This window comes from Aquicoccus sp. SU-CL01552, assembly GCF_040365005.1.
Taxonomy (GTDB): Bacteria; Pseudomonadota; Alphaproteobacteria; order Rhodobacterales; family Rhodobacteraceae; genus Antarcticimicrobium.
The window spans coordinates 155406-174593 of sequence record NZ_BAABWV010000011.1 but is presented as its reverse complement, the minus strand read 5'-3'; the positions used below and the strand labels follow the sequence as shown (position 1 = coordinate 174593).

The 19188-nt window shown below is 61.9% G+C and carries 20 protein-coding genes; 7 read left to right on the top strand and 13 right to left on the bottom strand.

Annotation, left to right across the window (positions count from 1 at the left end):
• From ABWV23_RS13940 to ABWV23_RS13905, 8 genes are all read right to left on the bottom strand, one after another.
• On the bottom strand, positions 1–162 hold a 162-nt coding region (locus ABWV23_RS13940), incomplete at its 3' end, for a transposase (protein ID WP_353348761.1).
• An 84-nt stretch (positions 163–246) separates the two neighbouring features.
• Positions 247–1920, bottom strand: a complete 1674-nt coding sequence (locus tag ABWV23_RS13935) for a hypothetical protein (RefSeq protein ID WP_353348753.1) — start codon at positions 1918–1920, stop codon at positions 247–249.
• The gene (locus ABWV23_RS13930; RefSeq protein WP_353348751.1) at positions 1917–2462 is read right to left on the bottom strand and encodes an SDR family NAD(P)-dependent oxidoreductase; all 546 of its coding nucleotides are present in this window, start codon (positions 2460–2462) and stop codon (positions 1917–1919) included. Before ABWV23_RS13930 ends, ABWV23_RS13935 begins: the two co-directional genes overlap by 4 nt.
• 71 nt (positions 2463–2533) lie before the next feature.
• Positions 2534–3661, bottom strand: coding sequence for a hypothetical protein (locus tag ABWV23_RS13925; RefSeq protein ID WP_353348749.1), 1128 nt, complete (start codon positions 3659–3661; stop codon positions 2534–2536).
• The gene (locus tag ABWV23_RS13920; RefSeq protein WP_353348747.1) at positions 3661–4398 is read right to left on the bottom strand and encodes an SDR family oxidoreductase; all 738 of its coding nucleotides are present in this window, start codon (positions 4396–4398) and stop codon (positions 3661–3663) included. Before ABWV23_RS13920 ends, ABWV23_RS13925 begins: the two co-directional genes overlap by 1 nt.
• Positions 4395–5720, bottom strand: coding sequence for an FAD-binding oxidoreductase (locus tag ABWV23_RS13915; protein ID WP_353348745.1), 1326 nt, complete (start codon positions 5718–5720; stop codon positions 4395–4397). The genes ABWV23_RS13920 and ABWV23_RS13915 overlap by 4 nt, the downstream gene beginning before the upstream one ends.
• The gene (locus tag ABWV23_RS13910; RefSeq protein ID WP_353348743.1) at positions 5717–6139 is read right to left on the bottom strand and encodes a GtrA family protein; all 423 of its coding nucleotides are present in this window, start codon (positions 6137–6139) and stop codon (positions 5717–5719) included. Before ABWV23_RS13910 ends, ABWV23_RS13915 begins: the two co-directional genes overlap by 4 nt.
• On the bottom strand, positions 6136–7566 hold the full coding sequence (locus ABWV23_RS13905) for a UbiA family prenyltransferase (protein WP_353348741.1): 1431 nt from the start codon (positions 7564–7566) through the stop codon (positions 6136–6138). Before ABWV23_RS13905 ends, ABWV23_RS13910 begins: the two co-directional genes overlap by 4 nt.
• A 573-nt stretch (positions 7567–8139) precedes the next feature.
• Between ABWV23_RS13905 and ABWV23_RS13900 the strand changes: the two genes are divergently transcribed.
• The gene (locus tag ABWV23_RS13900) at positions 8140–8394 is read left to right on the top strand and encodes a hypothetical protein (protein WP_353348763.1); all 255 of its coding nucleotides are present in this window, start codon (positions 8140–8142) and stop codon (positions 8392–8394) included.
• 49 nt (positions 8395–8443) lie between these two features.
• On the opposite strand, the gene pepT is transcribed toward ABWV23_RS13900, so the two are convergent.
• The 3 genes from pepT to ABWV23_RS13885 form a co-directional block, all read right to left on the bottom strand.
• Positions 8444–9685, bottom strand: a complete 1242-nt coding sequence (gene pepT, locus ABWV23_RS13895) for a peptidase T (protein WP_353348739.1) — start codon at positions 9683–9685, stop codon at positions 8444–8446.
• Between the two features lie 128 nt (positions 9686–9813).
• Positions 9814–10515: a winged helix-turn-helix domain-containing protein gene (locus tag ABWV23_RS13890; protein ID WP_353348737.1), complete on the bottom strand. Its 702-nt coding sequence runs from the start codon at positions 10513–10515 to the stop codon at positions 9814–9816.
• The gene (locus ABWV23_RS13885; RefSeq protein ID WP_353348735.1) at positions 10487–10777 is read right to left on the bottom strand and encodes a hypothetical protein; all 291 of its coding nucleotides are present in this window, start codon (positions 10775–10777) and stop codon (positions 10487–10489) included. The genes ABWV23_RS13890 and ABWV23_RS13885 overlap by 29 nt, the downstream gene beginning before the upstream one ends.
• A 172-nt stretch (positions 10778–10949) precedes the next feature.
• Between ABWV23_RS13885 and ABWV23_RS13880 the strand changes: the two genes are divergently transcribed.
• From ABWV23_RS13880 to ABWV23_RS13860, 5 genes are all read left to right on the top strand, one after another.
• Positions 10950–11351, top strand: coding sequence for a hypothetical protein (locus ABWV23_RS13880; RefSeq protein WP_353348733.1), 402 nt, complete (start codon positions 10950–10952; stop codon positions 11349–11351).
• A 251-nt stretch (positions 11352–11602) separates the two neighbouring features.
• A complete protein-coding gene (locus tag ABWV23_RS13875) occupies positions 11603–12865 on the top strand; it encodes a SulP family inorganic anion transporter (protein WP_353348731.1) in 1263 nt (420 codons plus the stop codon).
• A gap of 43 nt (positions 12866–12908) precedes the next feature.
• Positions 12909–13541: a ribonuclease HII gene (gene rnhB / locus ABWV23_RS13870; protein WP_353348729.1), complete on the top strand. Its 633-nt coding sequence runs from the start codon at positions 12909–12911 to the stop codon at positions 13539–13541.
• A gap of 88 nt (positions 13542–13629) precedes the next feature.
• Entirely contained in the window at positions 13630–14736 is a 1107-nt protein-coding gene (locus tag ABWV23_RS13865) for a site-specific DNA-methyltransferase (RefSeq protein WP_353348727.1), read from the top strand.
• Positions 14737–14947: 211 nt separating this feature from the next.
• Positions 14948–16291: an adenylate/guanylate cyclase domain-containing protein gene (locus ABWV23_RS13860; protein ID WP_353348725.1), complete on the top strand. Its 1344-nt coding sequence runs from the start codon at positions 14948–14950 to the stop codon at positions 16289–16291.
• Positions 16292–16296: 5 nt separating this feature from the next.
• On the opposite strand, the gene ABWV23_RS13855 is transcribed toward ABWV23_RS13860, so the two are convergent.
• Positions 16297–17445 (bottom strand): alkane 1-monooxygenase, encoded by a 1149-nt coding sequence (locus tag ABWV23_RS13855; RefSeq protein WP_353348723.1) that lies wholly within the window; start codon positions 17443–17445, stop codon positions 16297–16299.
• Positions 17446–17512: 67 nt separating this feature from the next.
• Positions 17513–18586, bottom strand: a complete 1074-nt coding sequence (locus tag ABWV23_RS13850; protein WP_353348721.1) for an A/G-specific adenine glycosylase — start codon at positions 18584–18586, stop codon at positions 17513–17515.
• Positions 18587–18669: 83 nt separating this feature from the next.
• On the opposite strand from ABWV23_RS13850, the gene ABWV23_RS13845 reads away from it, so the two are divergent.
• Complete coding sequence (locus ABWV23_RS13845) at positions 18670–19176, top strand: DUF721 domain-containing protein (protein ID WP_353348719.1); 507 nt, start codon at positions 18670–18672, stop codon at positions 19174–19176.
• The last annotated feature ends 12 nt before the right edge of the window (positions 19177–19188 follow it).

Genomic DNA, 19188 nt, shown 5'->3' with positions numbered 1-19188 from the left:
ATAGACGGCAGGAGCGTCACGCCAGCGCAAGCCATTGCGGTTGATGAATATTATTCCACTCAGTACGCGCTTGTCGTCAACACGTGGCTTCCCGTGCGACTTTGGAAAGAAGGGCTTCAGACGCGCCATCTGCTCATCAGTCAGCCAGAAAAGATCGCTCATGTCACAGCTCCATTTTCGGAACCGTGAATCATGCAGTGCGACCGAAATCAATGCATCCTGACCCTAGTCCGATCCAAAATACACTCAATGGCTCGGATTCAGGTAGACGTCGAAGTACTTGGTTTCGAAATCTTCCGTTGACCAGCTCTCGATTACAGACTGCGTGATTTGTGAGCCAAAGCGTCCTTCGCTCGCTGGACTCGGGTTTGCGTTCCGGAACACGAGAGCGACATCAACTTGCCCCAAGCGCGATTGGACCACCCGATCAAATGGCCCGACCTCTGTGTTGAGCGGCCAATCCATTCCTATTGGATTTCGACCGTCGAAAATCGTATTATACAAAGGCCAGTTAGGCAGAACTACAAGGTTCTCTCCAAATTTGGACCTTAGGATCTTTAGCTCCCGAAGTTCATCTGCTTTAGTAGCAGAGACCCATATTCCACGAAGAGCTGGAAACTCAGGTCCGATACTCACGGTCACATCAGAGCGCCTTACGGGTCCTTCAAGAGAGTACAGAAACTGGCTTCCGAAAAAGAAAGTGCTAGCTGCTGCCACTGATGCAATAGTTGAGGCTGCCAACTGAGTGCGGCTTCCCTTTATGAGTTCCATGCCGACGATTGTGATCGTGATGATGGATGGTGCAGAAAAAAGTGCGACAGTTGTATAGCCCCAGCTGATCGATGCTGCCCAAGAGACTCCATGGAGTGCGGTCAGCACCAGCCAGGTAATCTTCCTTGTTCTGATAGCTTCAATAGTTGAAACCAAAGCCGTGATCGTAAACAAAGTGTCGAACAGCGATCTCGGACTGACCCAGCGGTCAGTAAACACAAACACCTGAAGAAAACTGATCATATAGATGGTTACTGATAATATCAGTGCGAACCGCAAGTAGGCGGGCGCAACAAGCGCCCTCCCAGAGGCTCTCCCAAAGGCCCAAATAAGAAGGACGCTCGCTAAAGGGCCGACAGTGATTATGCTGCGTAAACTGTACCAGTCTTGCGCATAGTTCAGTACGCCCGCTGATACTAGATCACGGGCGCTGGTCTGTGAGACTATTGCATTTAACATCCCATTGATATCAAGAAATGACGTCAGCGAAATCCACAACAAGACCCCGCCGAGAAAAGTCGCTATAACAGTGATGCCCAGCTTCCGAAGTGAGAGAGGATATGAGGCGATAACTCCGACCAGAATTGGGGTGATATAGAAGGGTTGCTTGCTCAGTGCGGCTAAAAGTCCCAATAAAGAGGCTAATAACAATTTGATGAATTTCGTTGATGTGGCGCCAGCTTGGGCTTTCACCGAAAAAAATATGGCAAGAACGGAAAAAAATATTCCATCCACTGTATGCCATGCCATCGGCGGAAAGTTGTGCGCGTTAAATATAAAGCAAGCGGAAGCCAGGAGTAGCAGTCCGATGGAATTCAGTTTCAAGTAGTTGGCAAACAAGGTGGCGGTTGCGGCTGAGTAAATTCCAATTTGAACAAAATACACGATTCTGCTTGAAAGTACCGGAGCGACACCAAGGGGGGAGGTGAAGTTGATAGAGTGAAAGATGATTGATGCGGGTGGCCGAATATAAATAATGTCATCATAAATGCCTGCGCCCTCTGAGAATTGATGCGAAAGCCCAAGTAAAAAGCCGCCATCATTGTTCTCGAGTCCGTATGGGGCGTAAATCGCGCAGTAAAGTATAATCAGCGCCCCATACACAAACGAAAGCCCCATTTTTTCCAGTGCCAACGCCGAAGCTTTCATATCTTCATCCTCTTGAACATCCGTTCCGGAATGCACCGAATGACCATCATGATGACCCGCCAGACCGGCCGCACGTAGATCACGTCCGTCTTGCGCTCGACGGCGCGCACGATGGCATCGGCGACCTCGCCGGGCTCCGCGGTCAGTTTCGCGGGCAGGTCCATGTCTTCGGTCATTTGCGTCGCGACGAAACCCGGAAGGACCGTCACGACATGGACCCCGCGTTTGGAGAGCCGGTTGCGCAGGCCTGACAGGAAGGCCGTGAAGCCTGCCTTTGCCGCGCCATAAACGTAGTTGGTCGCGCAACCGCGCTCGCCTGCGACCGAACTGATGCCGACGAGGGTGCCGCTGTCCTGCGCATCGAAGTCGTGCAGGGCGACTGACACCGCATGGCGCAGCTCCATGTCGACCTTGTCTGCCTCAAGATCGGCCGCGTTGCGGGCGGCCAGCTGGATCGGATGGCCAAGCGAGGCAAACCTGTGCGCGACAGCCTTGCCGATGTCGGATCGGGCGCCGAGGATGAGGACGGGGGGCTTCGTCATAGGGCCAGTCTTTCGGATTGGGCCGACCTGAGCCGGCCTGCGTACCCATGGCTGTCGCGGTGGGGATTACGTTAATTCATAAGCTTCTCGAAAATAAACTGATGCATTGGGAATGGTCTCTCAATTGCAGCGCTTCCAAAAGGGGCGAGAAGGCAAAACACGAGCAAGGGGGTATTCCAACGCGAACCTGACCGACCTGTTTGCGTGACATAGATCAAAGAAATAAGAATCCCCATATCTGCACTCAATGCAATCCAGCGATAATAGTCTGTAGCGACTAGTGCCGCAAGAAGAGGCGCGAGAACTGCCATGAGAATAGCTGCAAATTCCATTCGCCCTTCCGAGTAGGTCCATAGCCTTGCGATAAGGAGAACGACATAAGTGAGTGGAACTACTAACCAAACGAACCCTGTCTGAACCTCTGTTGCTAGATTCTGAATATCGCCCACTGAATTCTGGTCAGTCGCGGAGGCAATCTCAAAGTACCCACTCCAGAGGCCATGCTGACCTTCAGCGATCGGAATCTTTTGTCGCATGACCTGCTCTACAGCTTCCTTCGACATATCGACTGTACCAAAGAGTGTCATTGCGATGACCGCAACAGTGAAAGCAAAGGCAGGAAAAACAAGGGATTTGACCGAATGAGAGTCCCAAGCATTACCATTGCGCATTAATTTGGCAAGGACTTGAGCGGGAACTGAAAATATGAAAAGTTCGTGCGTCAGTATCCCGAAGATTATAACAATAGAGAAAGTTACTGAATTCCTGACAAGAAGAATATTAAGTGCGGAAAGAATGACAACAAACACGTCAAGTGAACCGGTGCTGTAGCCAGAGTGTATAATCAAAGCTGGCGAGAAGGCGATCGATGTTAAAAAAGGAGGATCAAAAATCTTTCTCGAAATACAGTAATACGCAACGGTGCTGCTAAGAACTGCAATCGCGATATGGTGAACGGCAAGGGCGAAGAAATATTCGTTCTCGAACAAGGAGTTCAAACCACTTTCAGTGACGATCGTTCCCAAAAGGGCGCGGCGAACAAATCCGAAATCCGAGTATGAAATATAAAACTGCCAAACTCTTCCGTAAGACAAAAGGCCAATATCCGTGACCAGCCACCTGTTCAATACGACGAAAGCGGCCAAAGATGCCGCCAGAAAGATTCCGGATACTAGAACAAATCCCCTTTGGTCACTCATTATATCTTCATCCCCTTGAACATCCGTTCCGGAATGCACCGAATGACCATCATGATGACCCGCCAGACCGGTCGCACGTAGATCACGTCCGTCTTGCGTTCGACGGCGCGCACGATGGCATCGGCGACCTCGCCGGGCTCCGCGGTCAGTTTCGCGGGCAGGTCCATGCCTTCGGTCATTTGCGTCGCGACGAAACCCGGAAGGACCGTCACGACATGGACCCCGCGCTTGGAGAGGCGGTTGCGCAGGCCTGACAGGAAGGCCGTGAAGCCTGCCTTTGCCGCGCCATAAACGTAGTTGGTCGCGCGGCCGCGCTCGCCTGCGACCGAACTGATGCCGACGAGGGTGCCGCTACCCTGCGCCTCGAAGCTGTTGGCCAGTACCGCCAGGATGCTGGCCGGCCCCTCGAAATTGCTGCGCATCACGCGGCAAGCGGCCTGGATGTCCCGCTCGTTTTCCGCTTGCTGGCCCATCAGGCCAACCGCGCAGACCGCGACTTGGGGCAGCTGCGGAAGGGCTGCGACGAAGGCTTCGTGGTCTTTGGTCGCCAGCGCATCGAAGTCGTGCAGGGTGACTGACACCGCATGGCGCAGTTCCATGTCGATCTTGTCTGCCTCAAGATCGGCCGCGTTGCGGGCGGCCAGCTGGATCGGATGGCCAAGCGAGGCAAACCGGTGCGCGACAGCCTTGCCGATGTCGGATCGGGCGCCGAGGATGAGGACGGGGGGCTTTGTCATAGGGCCAGTCTTTCGGATTGGGCCGACCTGAACCGGCCGGCGTACCCATGGCTGTCGCGGTGGGCGTGGAAATCAGTGCTGCGTGGGTCCGAGGAGCGCAGCGTCGCGGCGCTCATCCGGCTGTCTTTCGCGAGGTAGAAACGCCCGCCGTGGTCGATGGTGATCCGGTCCAGCCGATCCAGCAGCGCGAGCGTCTTCTTCGTGACCGGGAAATCCAGCGCCAACGTGTAGCCTTGCGTCGGAAAGGAGAAGGCGCTGTCCTGCTTGCCGAAGCGTTTCAGAACCGCGAGGAAGGATCCGGACCCGGCCTTCGCGGTCTCGGCCAGGAGCGCCGTCAACCCGGCCTCGGATCGGTCCAGGGGTAGAACGCACTGGAACTGGGTAAAACCCTTGCGTCCATAGATCCGGTTCCAACCCAGGATCGCGTCGAGCGGATAGAAGTAGCTCTCCCAATCCACGAGGTCATCGGTGGTCTTGCGCGCGCCGGCCTGGTAGTAGAGGGCGTTGAAGGCACGGACAGTCAGGCGGTTCAGCGCGAAGGCCGGGGCGTCGATCGAGACCGAAAGCTTTCGCTTGGGCCTGATCCGGAAAGGGGCCTGAACCTTGTCCGGCGACAGATCGCTTCGCATCGCATGCTCTCCGAGCATCACCAGTGAGCGACCGAGATTATCACCTCTGCCGAGGCAATCGATCCAGGCCACCGAATAGGTCGCGTCCTGAGACGTCTCAAAGGTGGCCATCGCGGCCTCGAGATTGGGTGCTGCGACGGTCGTCTGGCGGATCCAGGCCGTTTCGACCGATCGCAGACGGATGGCCGCGCGCAGGATGATACCCGTCAGCCCCATGCCGCCCAGGGTGTGGTCAAAAAGGGACGCATCCTCCCGTGGAGAGCAACGGCGGATTTCACCCTCTGGCCCCATGACATCGATCCAGTCGACGCAGGCTCGGAAACTGCCGTCCTTGTGGTGGTTCTTGCCGTGGACATCCGCCGCAATGGCACCGCCAAGCGTGACGAACTTTGTCCCTGGCGTGACCAGGGGGAACCAGCCGCGCGGCAGGAAGGCGGCGATGATGTCGCCCAGCAGCACGCCGGCTTCAGCGACCAGCTGACCGGAGCCTGGATCGAACGCGATCATCCGGTTGAGGTGTCGGGTCTCGATGGTCGCGGACGTGTTGATGGCGCTGTCACCATAGGCGCGGCCATTGCCACGGGCTATGAGGCTCGGCTCGGACAGGACCAACTGCCGTAGCGCCTCAACGCTGCGCGGCTGATGCGTCCGTGCTTCCAGCACCGGATATCGCCCCCATCCAGACAGCTTCATGTGGACGCGGCCCATTGTCGGCCGGTGAACACGAAGCGGCGGTCGAGGTTGTACTTCACGACATAGCCGATGGAGAGTCCCAGGATCGCGCTCAACTCGCGCATCATGTCGTCCTTCCAGATCAGCCAGAAGGTTGTCTCGGTACCCCAGAAGATCGCCGTCGTGATCAGCCCCATGACTGTATATCGCCAGAACTTCCGGCCGTGGTTCTTCATGCCAGTTTCGAGATCATGGAAGATCCAGCGCTTGTCGAGCACGTACTTGATGCCGAGGCCAAGAAGGGTCCCCGCGCCCACCGCGGCGGCGAAGTATGGGCCCGTGTCTCCGAACTGGAAAACGGCCCGCTGCATTGCAAGGTTCGCAATTGTCGCGATCACGGCGAAAGCGGCGTAGCGCAAGATCAGGGTCTGGAGCGTCATGCCATTGCCCCACCGACAACAAAGACCAGTATGATCAGCAGGCACATCTGGCTGATCCGGTCCTTGGCCGCATAAACGACCGGATCGTCATGCATATGCCCGCGATGCGCGACCATGACGGTGCGGGTGATCCAATAAAGCAGCACGCCGCAGACGCCCCACATGGCTTTCGGATGCGCGTAGAGCTGCATGACGGCAGGAGAATTGACGTAGAGGGTCATCACCAGCACGGAAACATACCCGGCGCCGACCGCGATCATTGCGATAATCGGGAGGTCCTCCACGTGGTAGCCGCGTCCGCTGGCCTTGAGGCTGCCGCGATCAGCGCTGTCGATAAGCTCGGCCTGACGCTTGACCGCGGCCAACGACAAGAAGAAAAACACCGAGAACGCGAGCAGCCAGACCGACAACGGAATGCCTGTGGCGACACCGCCCGCAACGATCCGGGCCGTGTAGAGGTCGGCCAGCACGCAGATGTCGATGACGATCCGGCGTTTGAGATGCAGGGAATAAGCGGTGGTCAGCAGGTAGTAGGTGCTCATCGCCAGCAGGAATGATGGGCTAATGCCGATTGCAAGCAGACTGCCCAGAACAAGCAGGCCGGCGGCCATCCATGTACCGTGGGCAATCGGGATGCTGCCAGAAGCAAATGGACGGTTTTTCTTGCGCGGGTGGGCGCGGTCCGCCGCGAGATCGAGAAGGTCGTTCAACACATAGACGCTCGACGCCACTAGGCTGAAGCAGACGAAGGCGAGCAACGACATGAGGAAAGTCCGACTGTCCAGCTGATGCGCCACCAACATGGGCAAGAAGACGAGAACGTTTTTCAGCCACTGATGCGGACGCAGCGCCTTGATGTAGGGCTTGACCGATCTGGCATCGGTGACGAGATGCTCGACGCTTTCACAGACGCGCTCAGCTTCCTGCCGAAGTGCGGCCGGGCTATTCACGGTGATCGCTTTGGCGGCGCGTTTCCAGACCGGCAGATCAGCCTTCGCATCGCCCATGTAGGCGAAGCGCTTCGCCCCGAACCTCTCCTCCAGGAACTGCCCTTTGCGATCGCCCTTGAGGTTCTGCTTGCCGTCCGATCCGTGCACCTCGTCGAAAATGCCCAGATGAGCAGAGATCGCTTCGGCGAAATCGCGATCGCTGGCGGTTACGAGCGCCGTTCTTCCACCAGACGCGCGCCACTCTTGCACGAACGCGATCACCTTGGGATCGTAGGGGAGAGTGGCGGCCTCGACGGCTGAGGTCGCGGCCAGATGGCGTTTGAGCGATGCCCGACCACCAGTCAGCGCAGCCAACGAAAGGAAAGGAACGCGCCAGTCCCGCCCGAAGGCCGACCAGAAGCTCTCGAAGAGCATGTCGCTGCGCAGCAGCGTCCCGTCCAGGTCGACAACGAGGATTTCACCGGCTTCGGTAAACAAGATTATTCCACTCCTCGTTGAAATATAGCGCGCATCCTTAAAAAGTCTCATAATGATAGCATTAGGATGTTGGGCGCACCAGTCGTTGTAGGCCGGTTTCGGAGGAAAATTCGCCTCCGCGCTCGATCGTGCAAGGCAGGCCCAAAGGCTGGGCACCCTTGATGAAGGGATCGGCCCAGGGTGCGAAATGGGGTGCAGAGAGCTGTGGTTCGTTTGGCCGCACAACCAATTGACGTATAGCACGACGGCCAAAGTTCTTACCCCGCTCTCAGCGCGCGGGATATCGAAGCGACCCTACGGAGTTGAAAACTGCGCGGGAGAGAGAAGGGCGCGTGGATCATCTCGGCCACCACCATCCCGTCATGAACCAGTGACGCTGCCCTGATCAGTATGAATTTTTCATTTTCCGTACGGGGCTGTGTGACGCGACCGAACCCCATCGACGCGGCGCCTGCCCGAAACTGGGCTCAGAATGCCCCTCGGTTTCAGTTTGGGCGAACCTGGCCTGCGCCATCCGACGCGCAATCTCTCACCATGATGCTGTGTCTGCGGCAACTCTGAAGGAGGACACACATGCAAAAGGGTGTTCTACCAACCCATGACGCCTATGAACCCGCGCTTCGCGCGGATTTTCGTGATCGGATTCTGACCCGTGCGATCGACAAATTGCCGGGCCTAAACACCTGTATGCGGGGCGAATTCAAGCTGAATGATCTCATCAATCACGCCATGGGGCTCGATGACATCAACACGGCGTTTGACCTGATGCACGCGGGGAAAAGTCTGCGCGCGGTCATTCATTTCGACAAGGAACGCGACCGCGGTTGAAGGGCTGCGCCGCCGATGGCGCAGCCAACACAAAGGGGGTCGCCTTGGGTCAGTCGTCCGCTGCCGCCCGTTCCACCAGCTTCAGGCACAGGTTGGTGGCAGCGCCCATATCCTGCACCGAGATCCATTCCAGCGGGCCGTGGATGTTCTGCATGCCGGTAAAGAGGTTGGGGCAGGGCACCCCCATCTCGGTCAGGCGCGACCCGTCGGTGCCGCCCCGGATCGGGACCGACACCGGGTCGAGCCCGAGGTCGCGGCAGGCATCCTGTGCCAGTTTCACCGGCGTCATGTCCTGTTCCAGCCAATAACGCATGTTGCGGTATTGCGGGCGGATGTCACAGGCGATGGTCGCGCGCGGCTCGGTCGCCTGCACCGCCGCGCAGACCGCGCGCAGCATCTCGCCCTTCTGTTCCAGCCCCTCCATCTCGAAATCGCGCAGGATGAGCTTGATCTTCATCTGCGATGAACCGCCGGTCATCTCGGTGGCGTGCCAGAACCCCTCGCGCGCCTCGGTTACCTCGGGCGTCATGGTGGCCTGCGGCAGGCAGTCGATGATCCTGGCGGCAAGGTGGATGGCGTTGACCATCTTGCCCTTGGCGAAACCGGGATGGATCGACACCCCGGTGATGGACACCTCGGCGGCATCGGCGGAAAAGGTCTCGTACTCGATCTCGCCGACCCTGCCACCGTCGAAGGTATAGGCGAAATCGGCGCCCAGATCCTTGGGGAGCCGCTCATCCACGCCGCGCCCGATCTCCTCGTCCGGGGTAAAGGCGATGCGGATCGGCCCGTGTTCGATCTGGCGGTTCTCCAGCAGGTGCCGCGCGGCGGTCATGATGATCGCAACCCCGGCCTTGTCATCCGCCCCCAGCAGCGTCAGGCCCGAGGCGGTGACGATGTCATGGCCGATCTTGTCGGCCAGATAGGGCGAGGCCTCGGGCGAGAGTACCAGCGCGGGATCGTCGGGATAGGTGATCTCGCCCCCGTTGTAACCCTTGATCACCCGCGGTTTCACGCCGCTGGCGTTGAACTGCGGTGCGGTGTCCACATGCGCCAGCAGCCCGACGGTGGGGCCGGGGACGGTGCCGGGGATCGTTGCCAGAACGGTGCCATAGTCGGTGAGCGTCACGTCCTGCGCGCCGATTTCCTGCAACTCGGTCTCCAGCAGCCGCAGCATGTCGAACTGGATCTCGGTGCTGGGCGAGCCCGGCGACTCCTCGTCGCTCTGGCTGTCGATGGCGGCATAGCGGGTCAGGCGCGCTTCCAGTTCCTGGTCGAATGGGGTGTGCATCGGGCCTCCTGTCTGTTGCGCGAAAGAAGGGCGGCCACGGCGGGGGAAGTCAACCCCACCGCGACCCCTGCCGCGTCGGCTCCTCCCGTTTGCTGTTGAATCCGGCCCCCGGGCATCCGGTGCGCCGCTCACACCATCCGGATCACGTCCTTCTCGATCGCCAGCATGTAGCCGCGCCGCGCGATGTTCTTGACCAGAAGCTCACTGACCATCTGGTTGCCCAGCGTGTCGCGCAGCCGCTTGATCCGCGTTGCCCCGGCGGCCTCTTCGCAATCGGTGGCCTCGCGCCCCGAGATCATCGCCTCGATCTCGACGCCCGAGAGCACCTCGTCATCCAGCCGCGCCTCGGCCAGAACCGAGAGCGTCTCCATCGCCGCCGCCGTCAGCTTGAAGTCCATGTTGTTGAGATAGACGGTGTTTTCCTCGCGGCTGATCAGCAGCGAATTGACCTGGATGCCGGCGCGTTCGATCTGGGCCATGCGGCGGTTCAGCCCGGCCAGCAGCACCAGGAACACCAGCGCCGCCACCATCATCGCGGTGGCAAAGACCAGCAGCACGAAGATCACCATGCGGTAGCTGGCCAGCGTGTCGGCAAAGGCGGTGCCCGATTGCGCCAGGATCTCCAGCAGCTTGATCTCGGTGCCGCTGGTCAGGTCGCTCTCGACGAACAGCCGCTCCACCCGCGCGTTGAAGGCATTGGCGTCGGGCAACGTCAAAAGCAGTACGGCACCGGCAACGCCAAGGATCGCCACGATCGCCGCGATCCCGATCCCGACGATCCGGGCACCGGGGCGGCGCGGTTCAGAACCGGAGATAGAAGTGTCCGGCATTGGCCCTCCTCCCCGCAAGCCCCTCGGGGCCGAACACCGACATCACGTTCAGCAGCTTCCAGCCGTTTTGCTGCAGCCGGGCCGACACCTCGGCCCGCGCCGATTGGCGGTCGCAGCCGCCGCGCAATTGCATGACGCCGTAATGCAGCTTCAGCGGGTTGTCGCGCTTGGCCTTGTAATCGGCGTAGCACTCCGCCGCCGAGGCTGGCGCGGCCGCCATGAGACCGGCGATCAGGGCGATGGAAAGCAGGAACTGTTTCATGGGGCCATCCTGACCGCAGCGCGCCGGTTATTCAATAACCACAGGGCTTTGGGGCGGATGTTATTCGATATCAACCGCCCGTTATTGCCTGTCTGGATGGGTCGGGGCGAGGGTGGCTGCATCCCGCTGCGGCCTTCCCCCGCCGCGACCCAACCCCGAAAGGAAACACACAATGACCCGCAAGATCGTCTCGCACCGCTCCTTCATCACGCTGATTTCCGGCCTCGCGCTGGTGGTGGCCATCACCGGTGCCACCGCCGCCCCGGCCCGCGCCGACAACGACGATGCCGCGCGCTTCTTTGCCGGGCTGGTCGGGCTGGCCATCCTCGGCGCCGCCATCGAAGGCAGCCGCAACGACCACGGCACCGTCGTGCATCAGCGCAAGGTCGTGGTGCAGCAGCCGCCGCGCCACGTTTATCACCCGCAGCGCACCTACAAACCGCAGTACCACGCCCCCCGCGTTCAACAGCCGCCGCGCGCCCATCAGCCCCATGTTCAGCGCGCGCCCCAGCGCCAAGTGAAAGTCATCCGCAAGAAGGTCGTCAACAAGCGCGTCGTGCACGTTCACCGCTGATACCGGGGAAAATCCCTACCCGACTCAGAGGGCGGCCATCAGGTCCGCCCTTTTTTCGTTTGGGGGAGTTGCAACCCGCGCCTCTATCGCCTTTTATGCGCCGATCCTAATCCGGACAGGACCCCGCTTGGCTGTCGCGTCATTTTCGACGCCCCAGCGGGGCCGCGCGCTAGATCGCCCGCGACCGACGTTACCCAATTCGGGTGACGCGGGGCCCTGCCCATTCAACCTCGACATGCATGGGCCCGCATATGAAACCCAAGATTCTGACGACGCTGCAAACCTACACGATGCCCGATTTCGGCATCGATGTTCTGGCCGGTATCACCGTGGCGATGGTGGCGCTGCCGCTCAGCCTGGCCATCGCGATCGCCTCGGGGGCCGATCCGGCCGCCGGGCTGGTGACGGCCATCGTGGCCGGCTTCCTGATCTCGGCTTTCGGCGGCAGCCGGGTGCAGATCGGCGGGCCGACCGGCGCCTTCATCGTGGTGGTTTACGGGGTGATCGCGGATCACGGCTATGACGGGTTGGTGCTGGCCACCCTGATGGCGGGGATGATGTTGCTGGTCGCGGGCTACCTGCGCGCGGGCAACCTGATCTCCTACGTTCCGGAACCGGTGATCAACGGGTTCACCATCGGCATCGGGGTGATCATCGGCACCAGCCAGCTCAAGGATTTCTTCGGTCTCTCGATGGAGGAGGTGCCCGCCGATTTCGTCGAGAAGATCCCCGCGCTCTGGGCGGCGCGCGACACGGTCAGCTGGGAAAGCCTCGGCATCGGGGCCTTCACGCTGGTGGCCATCGTGGCGCTGCGGCGGCTGTTCCCGCGCTTTCCCGGTCTGATCGTCGCGGTCGGGGCCGGCTCGGCCATCGCTGCCGTGCTGACCCTGCCGGTGGATTCGATCTTTTCCCGATTCGGCGCCTTGCCCGATCACCTGCCGATGCCCAAGCTGCCCGAGCTGTCCTATGCAAGGGTGATCGAACTGCTGCCCTCGGCGGCTGTCATCGCCTTTCTGGCCGGAGTTGAATCGCTGCTCTCTGCGATGGTGTCTGACCGGATGATCGGCGGCAAGCACCGCCCCAACGCCGAAATCCGCGCGCAGGGCCTGGCCAATATCGGCTCGGCGTTCTTCGGCGGGCTGCCGGCGACCGGGGCGATTGCCCGGACCGCGACCAACGTGCGCGCCGGCGGCAAGACGCCGGTGGCCGGGCTGGTGCACGCGCTGACCATCCTCGTGGTGATGATGCTGGCGGCGCCGCTGGCGGGCTATCTCGCGATGCCGGCGCTGGCCGCGTTGCTGATGCTGACCGCCTGGAACATGAGCGAGCCGGACAAGTGGCGCATCTACATGCAGGCGCGGATGTCCGACCGCATCCTGCTGCTGCTGACGCTGGTGCTGACGGTGGTGACCGACCTGACCGTCGCCATCGGCACCGGCGTGGCTATCGGCCTGGCGCTGCGGCTGCGTCGGCGCGACGTGCCGCCGGCCGAGTGGCACACCCCGGATCGCTGAAACGCCCTTGCGCTGCCCCGCTCGGCGGGGCAGCAAGGCAGCCATGAACACAGCCGACGACAGCCTGGAACGGGAATTGCGGGCGCAGGGGTTCCTGCGCATCGCCGGTGTCGATGAGGTCGGCCGCGGCCCGATCGCCGGCCCGGTCACCGCCGCCGCCGTGATCCTGGATCCGCAAGCGACGCCCGAGGGGCTGAACGATTCCAAGAAACTCACCGCGCGCCGCCGCGAGGCCCTCGAACAGGCGCTCTCGGGCTGCGCCGAGATCGCCATCGCCCATGCCAGCGTCGCGGAGATCGACGAGATCAACATCCTGCGCGCCAGCCACCTGGCGATGGAGCGCGCCGTTGCCGCACTCGATCCGCCGCCCGATTTCCTGCTGATCGACGGCAACATGATCCCCGCCGGGCTGAGCCTCCCGTCGCGCGCCGTGATCGGTGGCGACGCGCGTTCGGTGTCGATTTCGGCGGCCTCGATCATGGCCAAGACCTGCCGCGACAGGCTGATGGTGGATTTGGCGCAACAGCATCCCGGTTATGGCTGGGAGAGCAACGCCGGATACCCGACGAAAAGCCACAAGACGGCGCTCCGAAATCTTGGTGTCACCCCACACCATAGACGTTCCTTCAAACCGGTACACAATATCTTGTATCAAGACAAATCCGTAAGTGACTGATTCAAAAAAGAAATTGACGGCGAATCGGGTTTGACTCATCCTTGTCTCCATAAAACGAGCGCGCCAAAGCGCCGGATAGAGGCAGAAAATGACGAAAACCAAATCCAAGGGCGCCGCGGCGCTCCCGTTGAATTCTATTCTGGATGGTGACTGCATCGAGGTGATGAACAGTCTGCCGGAGAGCAGTGTCGATCTTATCTTTGCCGACCCGCCCTACAACCTGCAACTCAAGGGCCAGTTGCACCGCCCCGACAACAGCCAGGTCGACGCGGTGGATGATCACTGGGACCAGTTCGATTCCTTTGCCGCCTATGACAAGTTCACCCGCGACTGGCTCGCCGCCGCGCGCCGGCTGCTGAAACCGAACGGCGCGATCTGGGTGATCGGCAGTTACCACAACATCTTCCGTGTCGGCTCGGCGCTGCAGAACGCGGGATTCTGGATTCTCAACGACGTGGTCTGGCGCAAGTCGAACCCGATGCCGAATTTCCGGGGCAAGCGGTTCACCAACGCCCATGAGACGATGATCTGGGCCTCAAAATCCGAGGGTGGAAAATACACCTTCAACTACGAGGCGCTCAAGGCTCTGAACGAGGGCATCCAGATGCGCTCGGACTGGGTGCTGCCGATCTGCACCGGGCACGAGCGGCTCAAGGACGACAACGGCGACAAGGCACATCCCACGCAAAAGCCGGAATCGCTGCTGCACCGGGTGCTGGTGGGGTCCACCAACCCCGGCGACGTGGTGCTCGACCCGTTCTTCGGCACCGGCACCACCGGCGCCGTGGCCAAGATGCTGGGCCGCGAGTTCATCGGGATCGAGCGCGAGGAAGCCTATCGCAAGGTGGCCGAGAAACGCATCTCCCGCGTGCGCAAGTTCGACCGCGACGCGCTGCAGGTCAGCGCCAGCAAGCGGGCCGAACCGCGCGTGCCCTTCGGCCAGCTGGTCGAACGCGGCATGCTGCGCCCGGGCGAAGAGCTGTTCTCGATGAACAAGCGCTACAAGGCCAAGGTCCGCGCCGATGGCACTCTGGTCGGCGGCGAGGTGCGCGGATCCATCCACCAGGTCGGCGCCGCGCTCGAAGGCGCCCCATCCTGCAACGGCTGGACCTACTGGTGTTTCAAGAAAGAAGGCAAGACCGTGCCGATCGACGTGCTGCGCCAGCAGATCCGCTCGGAAATGCGCGAGAATTAATCCTCCAGACAAACCGGATGACCGCCGGTGCCCGCGGGATCGCGCGCGGCACCGCACCTTGCCCCGCCGTCATGGCGGGGCTTTTTTCTTCCGGATTGCTTTGCCTTGGGGCAGGGCGACCCGCTAGGAAGGGGGCGCCGCGAAACCCTGCATGGACCGCACCCACATGAGTGAAAACGCATCCCGCCGGCTTCGCTCTCCCCGGGCACTCATGGCGGATCTCGATCCGGCCGGGGACACGCCCGGCAAGTATACCGAGGCCGCGCTGCTTCGCCACAAATGCGAGGGCATGGACCTTGCCGTGCGCGCCCGATGGGTGGCGCTGGCGGTGATCGCCGTCTTCCTGGTCTTTCTCACCCCCAGCCGAGAGGTGCTGTTCTACCACGGCTTCCTCGCCCTTCTGGCGCTCAATGGCTGGCTGTTGCGGCGCGTCGCGCGGGTGGGGCAATCGCGCGCCGAACTGGCGCTGATCTTTGCCGACCTGGCGATCATGACCCTCGGCATCGTCATGCCCAACCCGCTCAGCGACGAACATCTGCCGCTGGCCATGCAATACCGCAATGGCAACTTCCTCTACCTGTTCGTGATCCTCGCCGCCGGCACGCTGGCGTTTTCCTGGCGCACGGTGATCGGCATCGGGCTCTGGACCGCCGCGATCTGGACGGGCGCGCTGATCGTGGCATGGTGGTCCTCTCCCCCGTTTCCGGAGCTGTCACAGGCCGCGCAGACGGCCTTTGCCGGCCAGTCCGACCTGGCGGCGCGGCTGGACCCGAACGCCTTTCAGGTGCGGCTGCGCCTTCAGGAGGTCGTGGTCTTCCTGATTGTCGCGGTGACACTGGGTGTCTCGGCCCGGCGGTTCAACCGCCTGCTGATCGACAACGCGGCGCTGGAACGCGAACGCGCCAACCTGTCGCGCTATTTCTCGCCCAACGTGGTCGAGGAGCTGTCACAGAACGACGAACCGCTCAAACAGGTGCGCCGGCAGGAGATCGCGGTTCTGTTCGTGGACATCGTCGGCTTTACCCGGTTTTCCGCCGATCGGGACCCCTACGAGGTGATCGAGGTTCTGCGCGGGTTCCACGCCCGGATGGAGGCCGAGGTCTTCAACCACGAAGGCACGCTGGACAAGTACCTAGGCGACGGGCTGATGGCGACTTTCGGCACGCCGCTGGCGGGCGCGCGGGACGCCACCAACGCGCTGGCCTGTGCCCGCGCCATGGTCCGGGTGATCGACGACTGGAACCTCGAGCGGCGTCAGCGCGGTGAGGATACGATCTGCGCCGGGATCGGCGTGCATTATGGCACCGCCGTTCTGGGCGACATCGGCGCCAACCGGTTGGAGTTCGCTGTCATCGGCACCGCCGTCAACGTGGCCAGCCGGCTGGAGGCGCTGACCCGGCCGCTCTCGGTGCGGCTGGCGATCAGCGATGCGCTGCGGACCCGGGTTCTGTCGGAATCCGGTGATACGGCGCCCTTGCTCGACGGGTTCACCCGCCACGCCGATCAGCCCATTCGCGGGATCGAAGAGCCGATGACGATCTGGACCTATCGCTGAGCGACCTATCGGGACCCGCTTCCCTTCGGCATCGGGTTGGTGGCCTTGGTATAGGGGGTCCAGTCGGTGATCTCGGGGTAATACATCGCCCGCCACTGCCGCACGCGCGGGTTCATCACCCGCCGCCACAGCGGCGGGATCATCGCCGCCATCGTCATGATCGGATAGCCATGCGGCAGCTGCGGCGCCTCGGCGGCGGTATAATTCTGCAACAGCGGAAACCGCCGGTCGGGCTTGTAGTGATGATCCGAATGGCGCTGCAGGTTGATCAGCAGCCAGTTGGTGGCCTTCTGCGCCGCGTTCCAGGAATGCTGCGGCAAGACATGTTCGTACCTGCCATCGCCCAGGTATTTCCGCGTCAGCCCGTAGTGTTCGACATAGTTGACCAGCTCCAACTGCCAGATCGCCGTCCCGGCCTGAATCAGGAACAGCCCGACCCCGGCCCAACCGCCAAGCAGGAAGGCCAGAACCAGCATCGCGCCCTGAAACCCCCAGTAGCGCCAGAACGGGTTCTTCGCGTCGGTCCAGGGCCGGTCCTTGCGCGCGAGCCGGGCCTTTTCCGCCCGAAACGCCGAGACCAGGCTTTCGCGCAACACGCGCGGATAGAAACGGTGAAACCCCTCGTTGTACCGCGCCGTCACCGCGTCGCGCGGGGTGCCGACGTAGCGGTGATGCACCAGCAGGTGTTCGGACCGGAAATGCGAATAAAGCACCATCGCCAGCAAAACATCGCCCAACAGCCGCTCAAGCCGGTTCTTCTGGTGCATCAACTCGTGGCTGTAGTTGATCCCGATGGTGCCGGTGATCACCCCGATCCCGAAGAACAGCACGATCTTCTCCAGTACCGACAGGTGCCCCGAATGGGTCACGTACCAGATCGTGCCGAACAGGGTGACGAATTGCAGCGGCACCCAAAGGCTGGTCAGCAGCCGGTACCAGGTCAGATCCTCCGGCGGTGTCTCCGGGTCGGCATTCTCGAGGTTCAGCCCGGTCAACCCGTCCAGCGCGGTGAACAGGTACCAAGTGATCAGCGGCGGCAGGATCACATACCAGCCACCCTGCACCGCGCTCAGCCAGGCGACCGGGATCAGCAGGAAAGAGCCCCAGAAGGGCAGCGCGCTTTGCCAGCGGGCCAGCTTGTCTGCGGGGATCATCGGCGACCTCGTCGGGTTGTACGAAACGGGGCGGATTCTACCCAATTCGTAGCACCTTGCCCATGGGTCACGCGGTCCCGTCGCGCCAGAGGTCATAGGCCTTGCGCATCACCGTCGGCAGGTCTCCGGGCCGGAACATGGCGCGCGGGATCACTTGGCCCAGCTCGGGAAGGACGCCTTCCGGCAAGGGTGCGCATTTGATCGTCAGGATCAGGTGGAAATGGGTGAAGGTATGGCGCACCTCTGCCGGCAGGGTGACCCAGTCGGCAGCAAACGGCGGCTTTTCCTCGGGCGCCTCCGACCAGTCAGACCCGGGCCAGCCCAGCATGCCACCCAACAGCCCCTTGTCGGGCCGCCGTTCCAGCAGCACCGCGCCATCGTCCCGTTGCGCCAGATAGACGATGCCGCGCCTTGTGGGCTTGGGTTTCTTCGGCGTCTTCTTCGGCAGTTCGGGCGCGGTTCCCGCTGCCCTTGCGCGGCAGGGGCTCCGCAACGGGCAGATGCCGCAGGCGGGGGATTTCGGCGTGCAGATCGTGGCGCCCAGGTCCATCACCGCCTGCGCGTAATCGCCGGGCCGCGTACCCGGCGTCAGGGCGGCGGCCTGCGCCTTCAACTCCGGCTTGGCGGCGGGCAGGGGGGTGTGGATGTCATGCAGCCGCGCCATGACCCGTTCCACGTTGCCGTCCATCACCGTTTCCGGCCTGTCAAATGCGATGGCGGAAATCGCCGCGGCGGTATAGGGGCCGACGCCGGGCAGCTCCAACAGCGCGTCATGGTGTTCGGGAAAGCGCCCGTCCAGCTCATCCGCGACGAAGCGCGCGCATTTCAACAGGTTGCGCGCCCGGGCATAGTATCCAAGCCCGGCCCATTCGCCCATCACCGCGCCGTCCTCGGCCGCCGCCAACGCATTCACGTCGGGCCAGAGCGTGGTGAAGCGGTGGAAATAGTCGCGCACGGCGGCCACCGTGGTCTGTTGCAGCATCACCTCGGACAGCCATACGCGATAGGGATCGGGCCGTACCCCCGCCGCCCGCGCCGCCGGGCTGACCCGCCAGGGCAGATCGCGGGCATGCACATCGTACCAACCCAGCAGATCGCCGGCGATGGGCCCTGGCCCGGTTTCGAACTCTGAATCACGCAATCTTTATCCGCCCTGCATTCGGGTTTCGCTGGTACTTGCTGCCCCGTGACATAGAATACCCCGCAGCAGATGGGAATCCACGCATGGCACCGCGCCGATCGACAACCCGGGGGTTCAAGCGTACCGCGACGCTGTTGAACGAGCAGATCCGCCGCGCGGGCGAAAGCCGGGGCTTTGCCGTGACCCGGGTCCTGACCCATTGGGCCGAGATCGCCGGCCCCGAGATCGCCGCCATCGCCCGTCCGGTCAAGATCGGCTACGGGCGCTCCGGGCTTGGCGCCACGCTGACCGTGCTGACCACCGGCGCGCAGGCGCCGATGCTAGAAATGCAGAAGGACCGGCTGCGCGAGCGGGTGAACGCGGCCTATGGCTACAACGCCATCAGCCGGGTGCGCATCACCCAGACCGCGCCCACCGGCTTTGCCGACGGGCAGGCCCGGTTCGAGGCCCCCGCGCCCAAACCGCGCCCCGAGCCGAACCCCGAGGTCTGCCGCGACGCGACAAAAACCGCCGACGGCATCGCCGACGAGGGGCTGCGCGCGGCCCTTGAACGTCTGGGCCGCAACGTTCTATCCAAGCAACGAAACTGAGAAAGGGGTTCA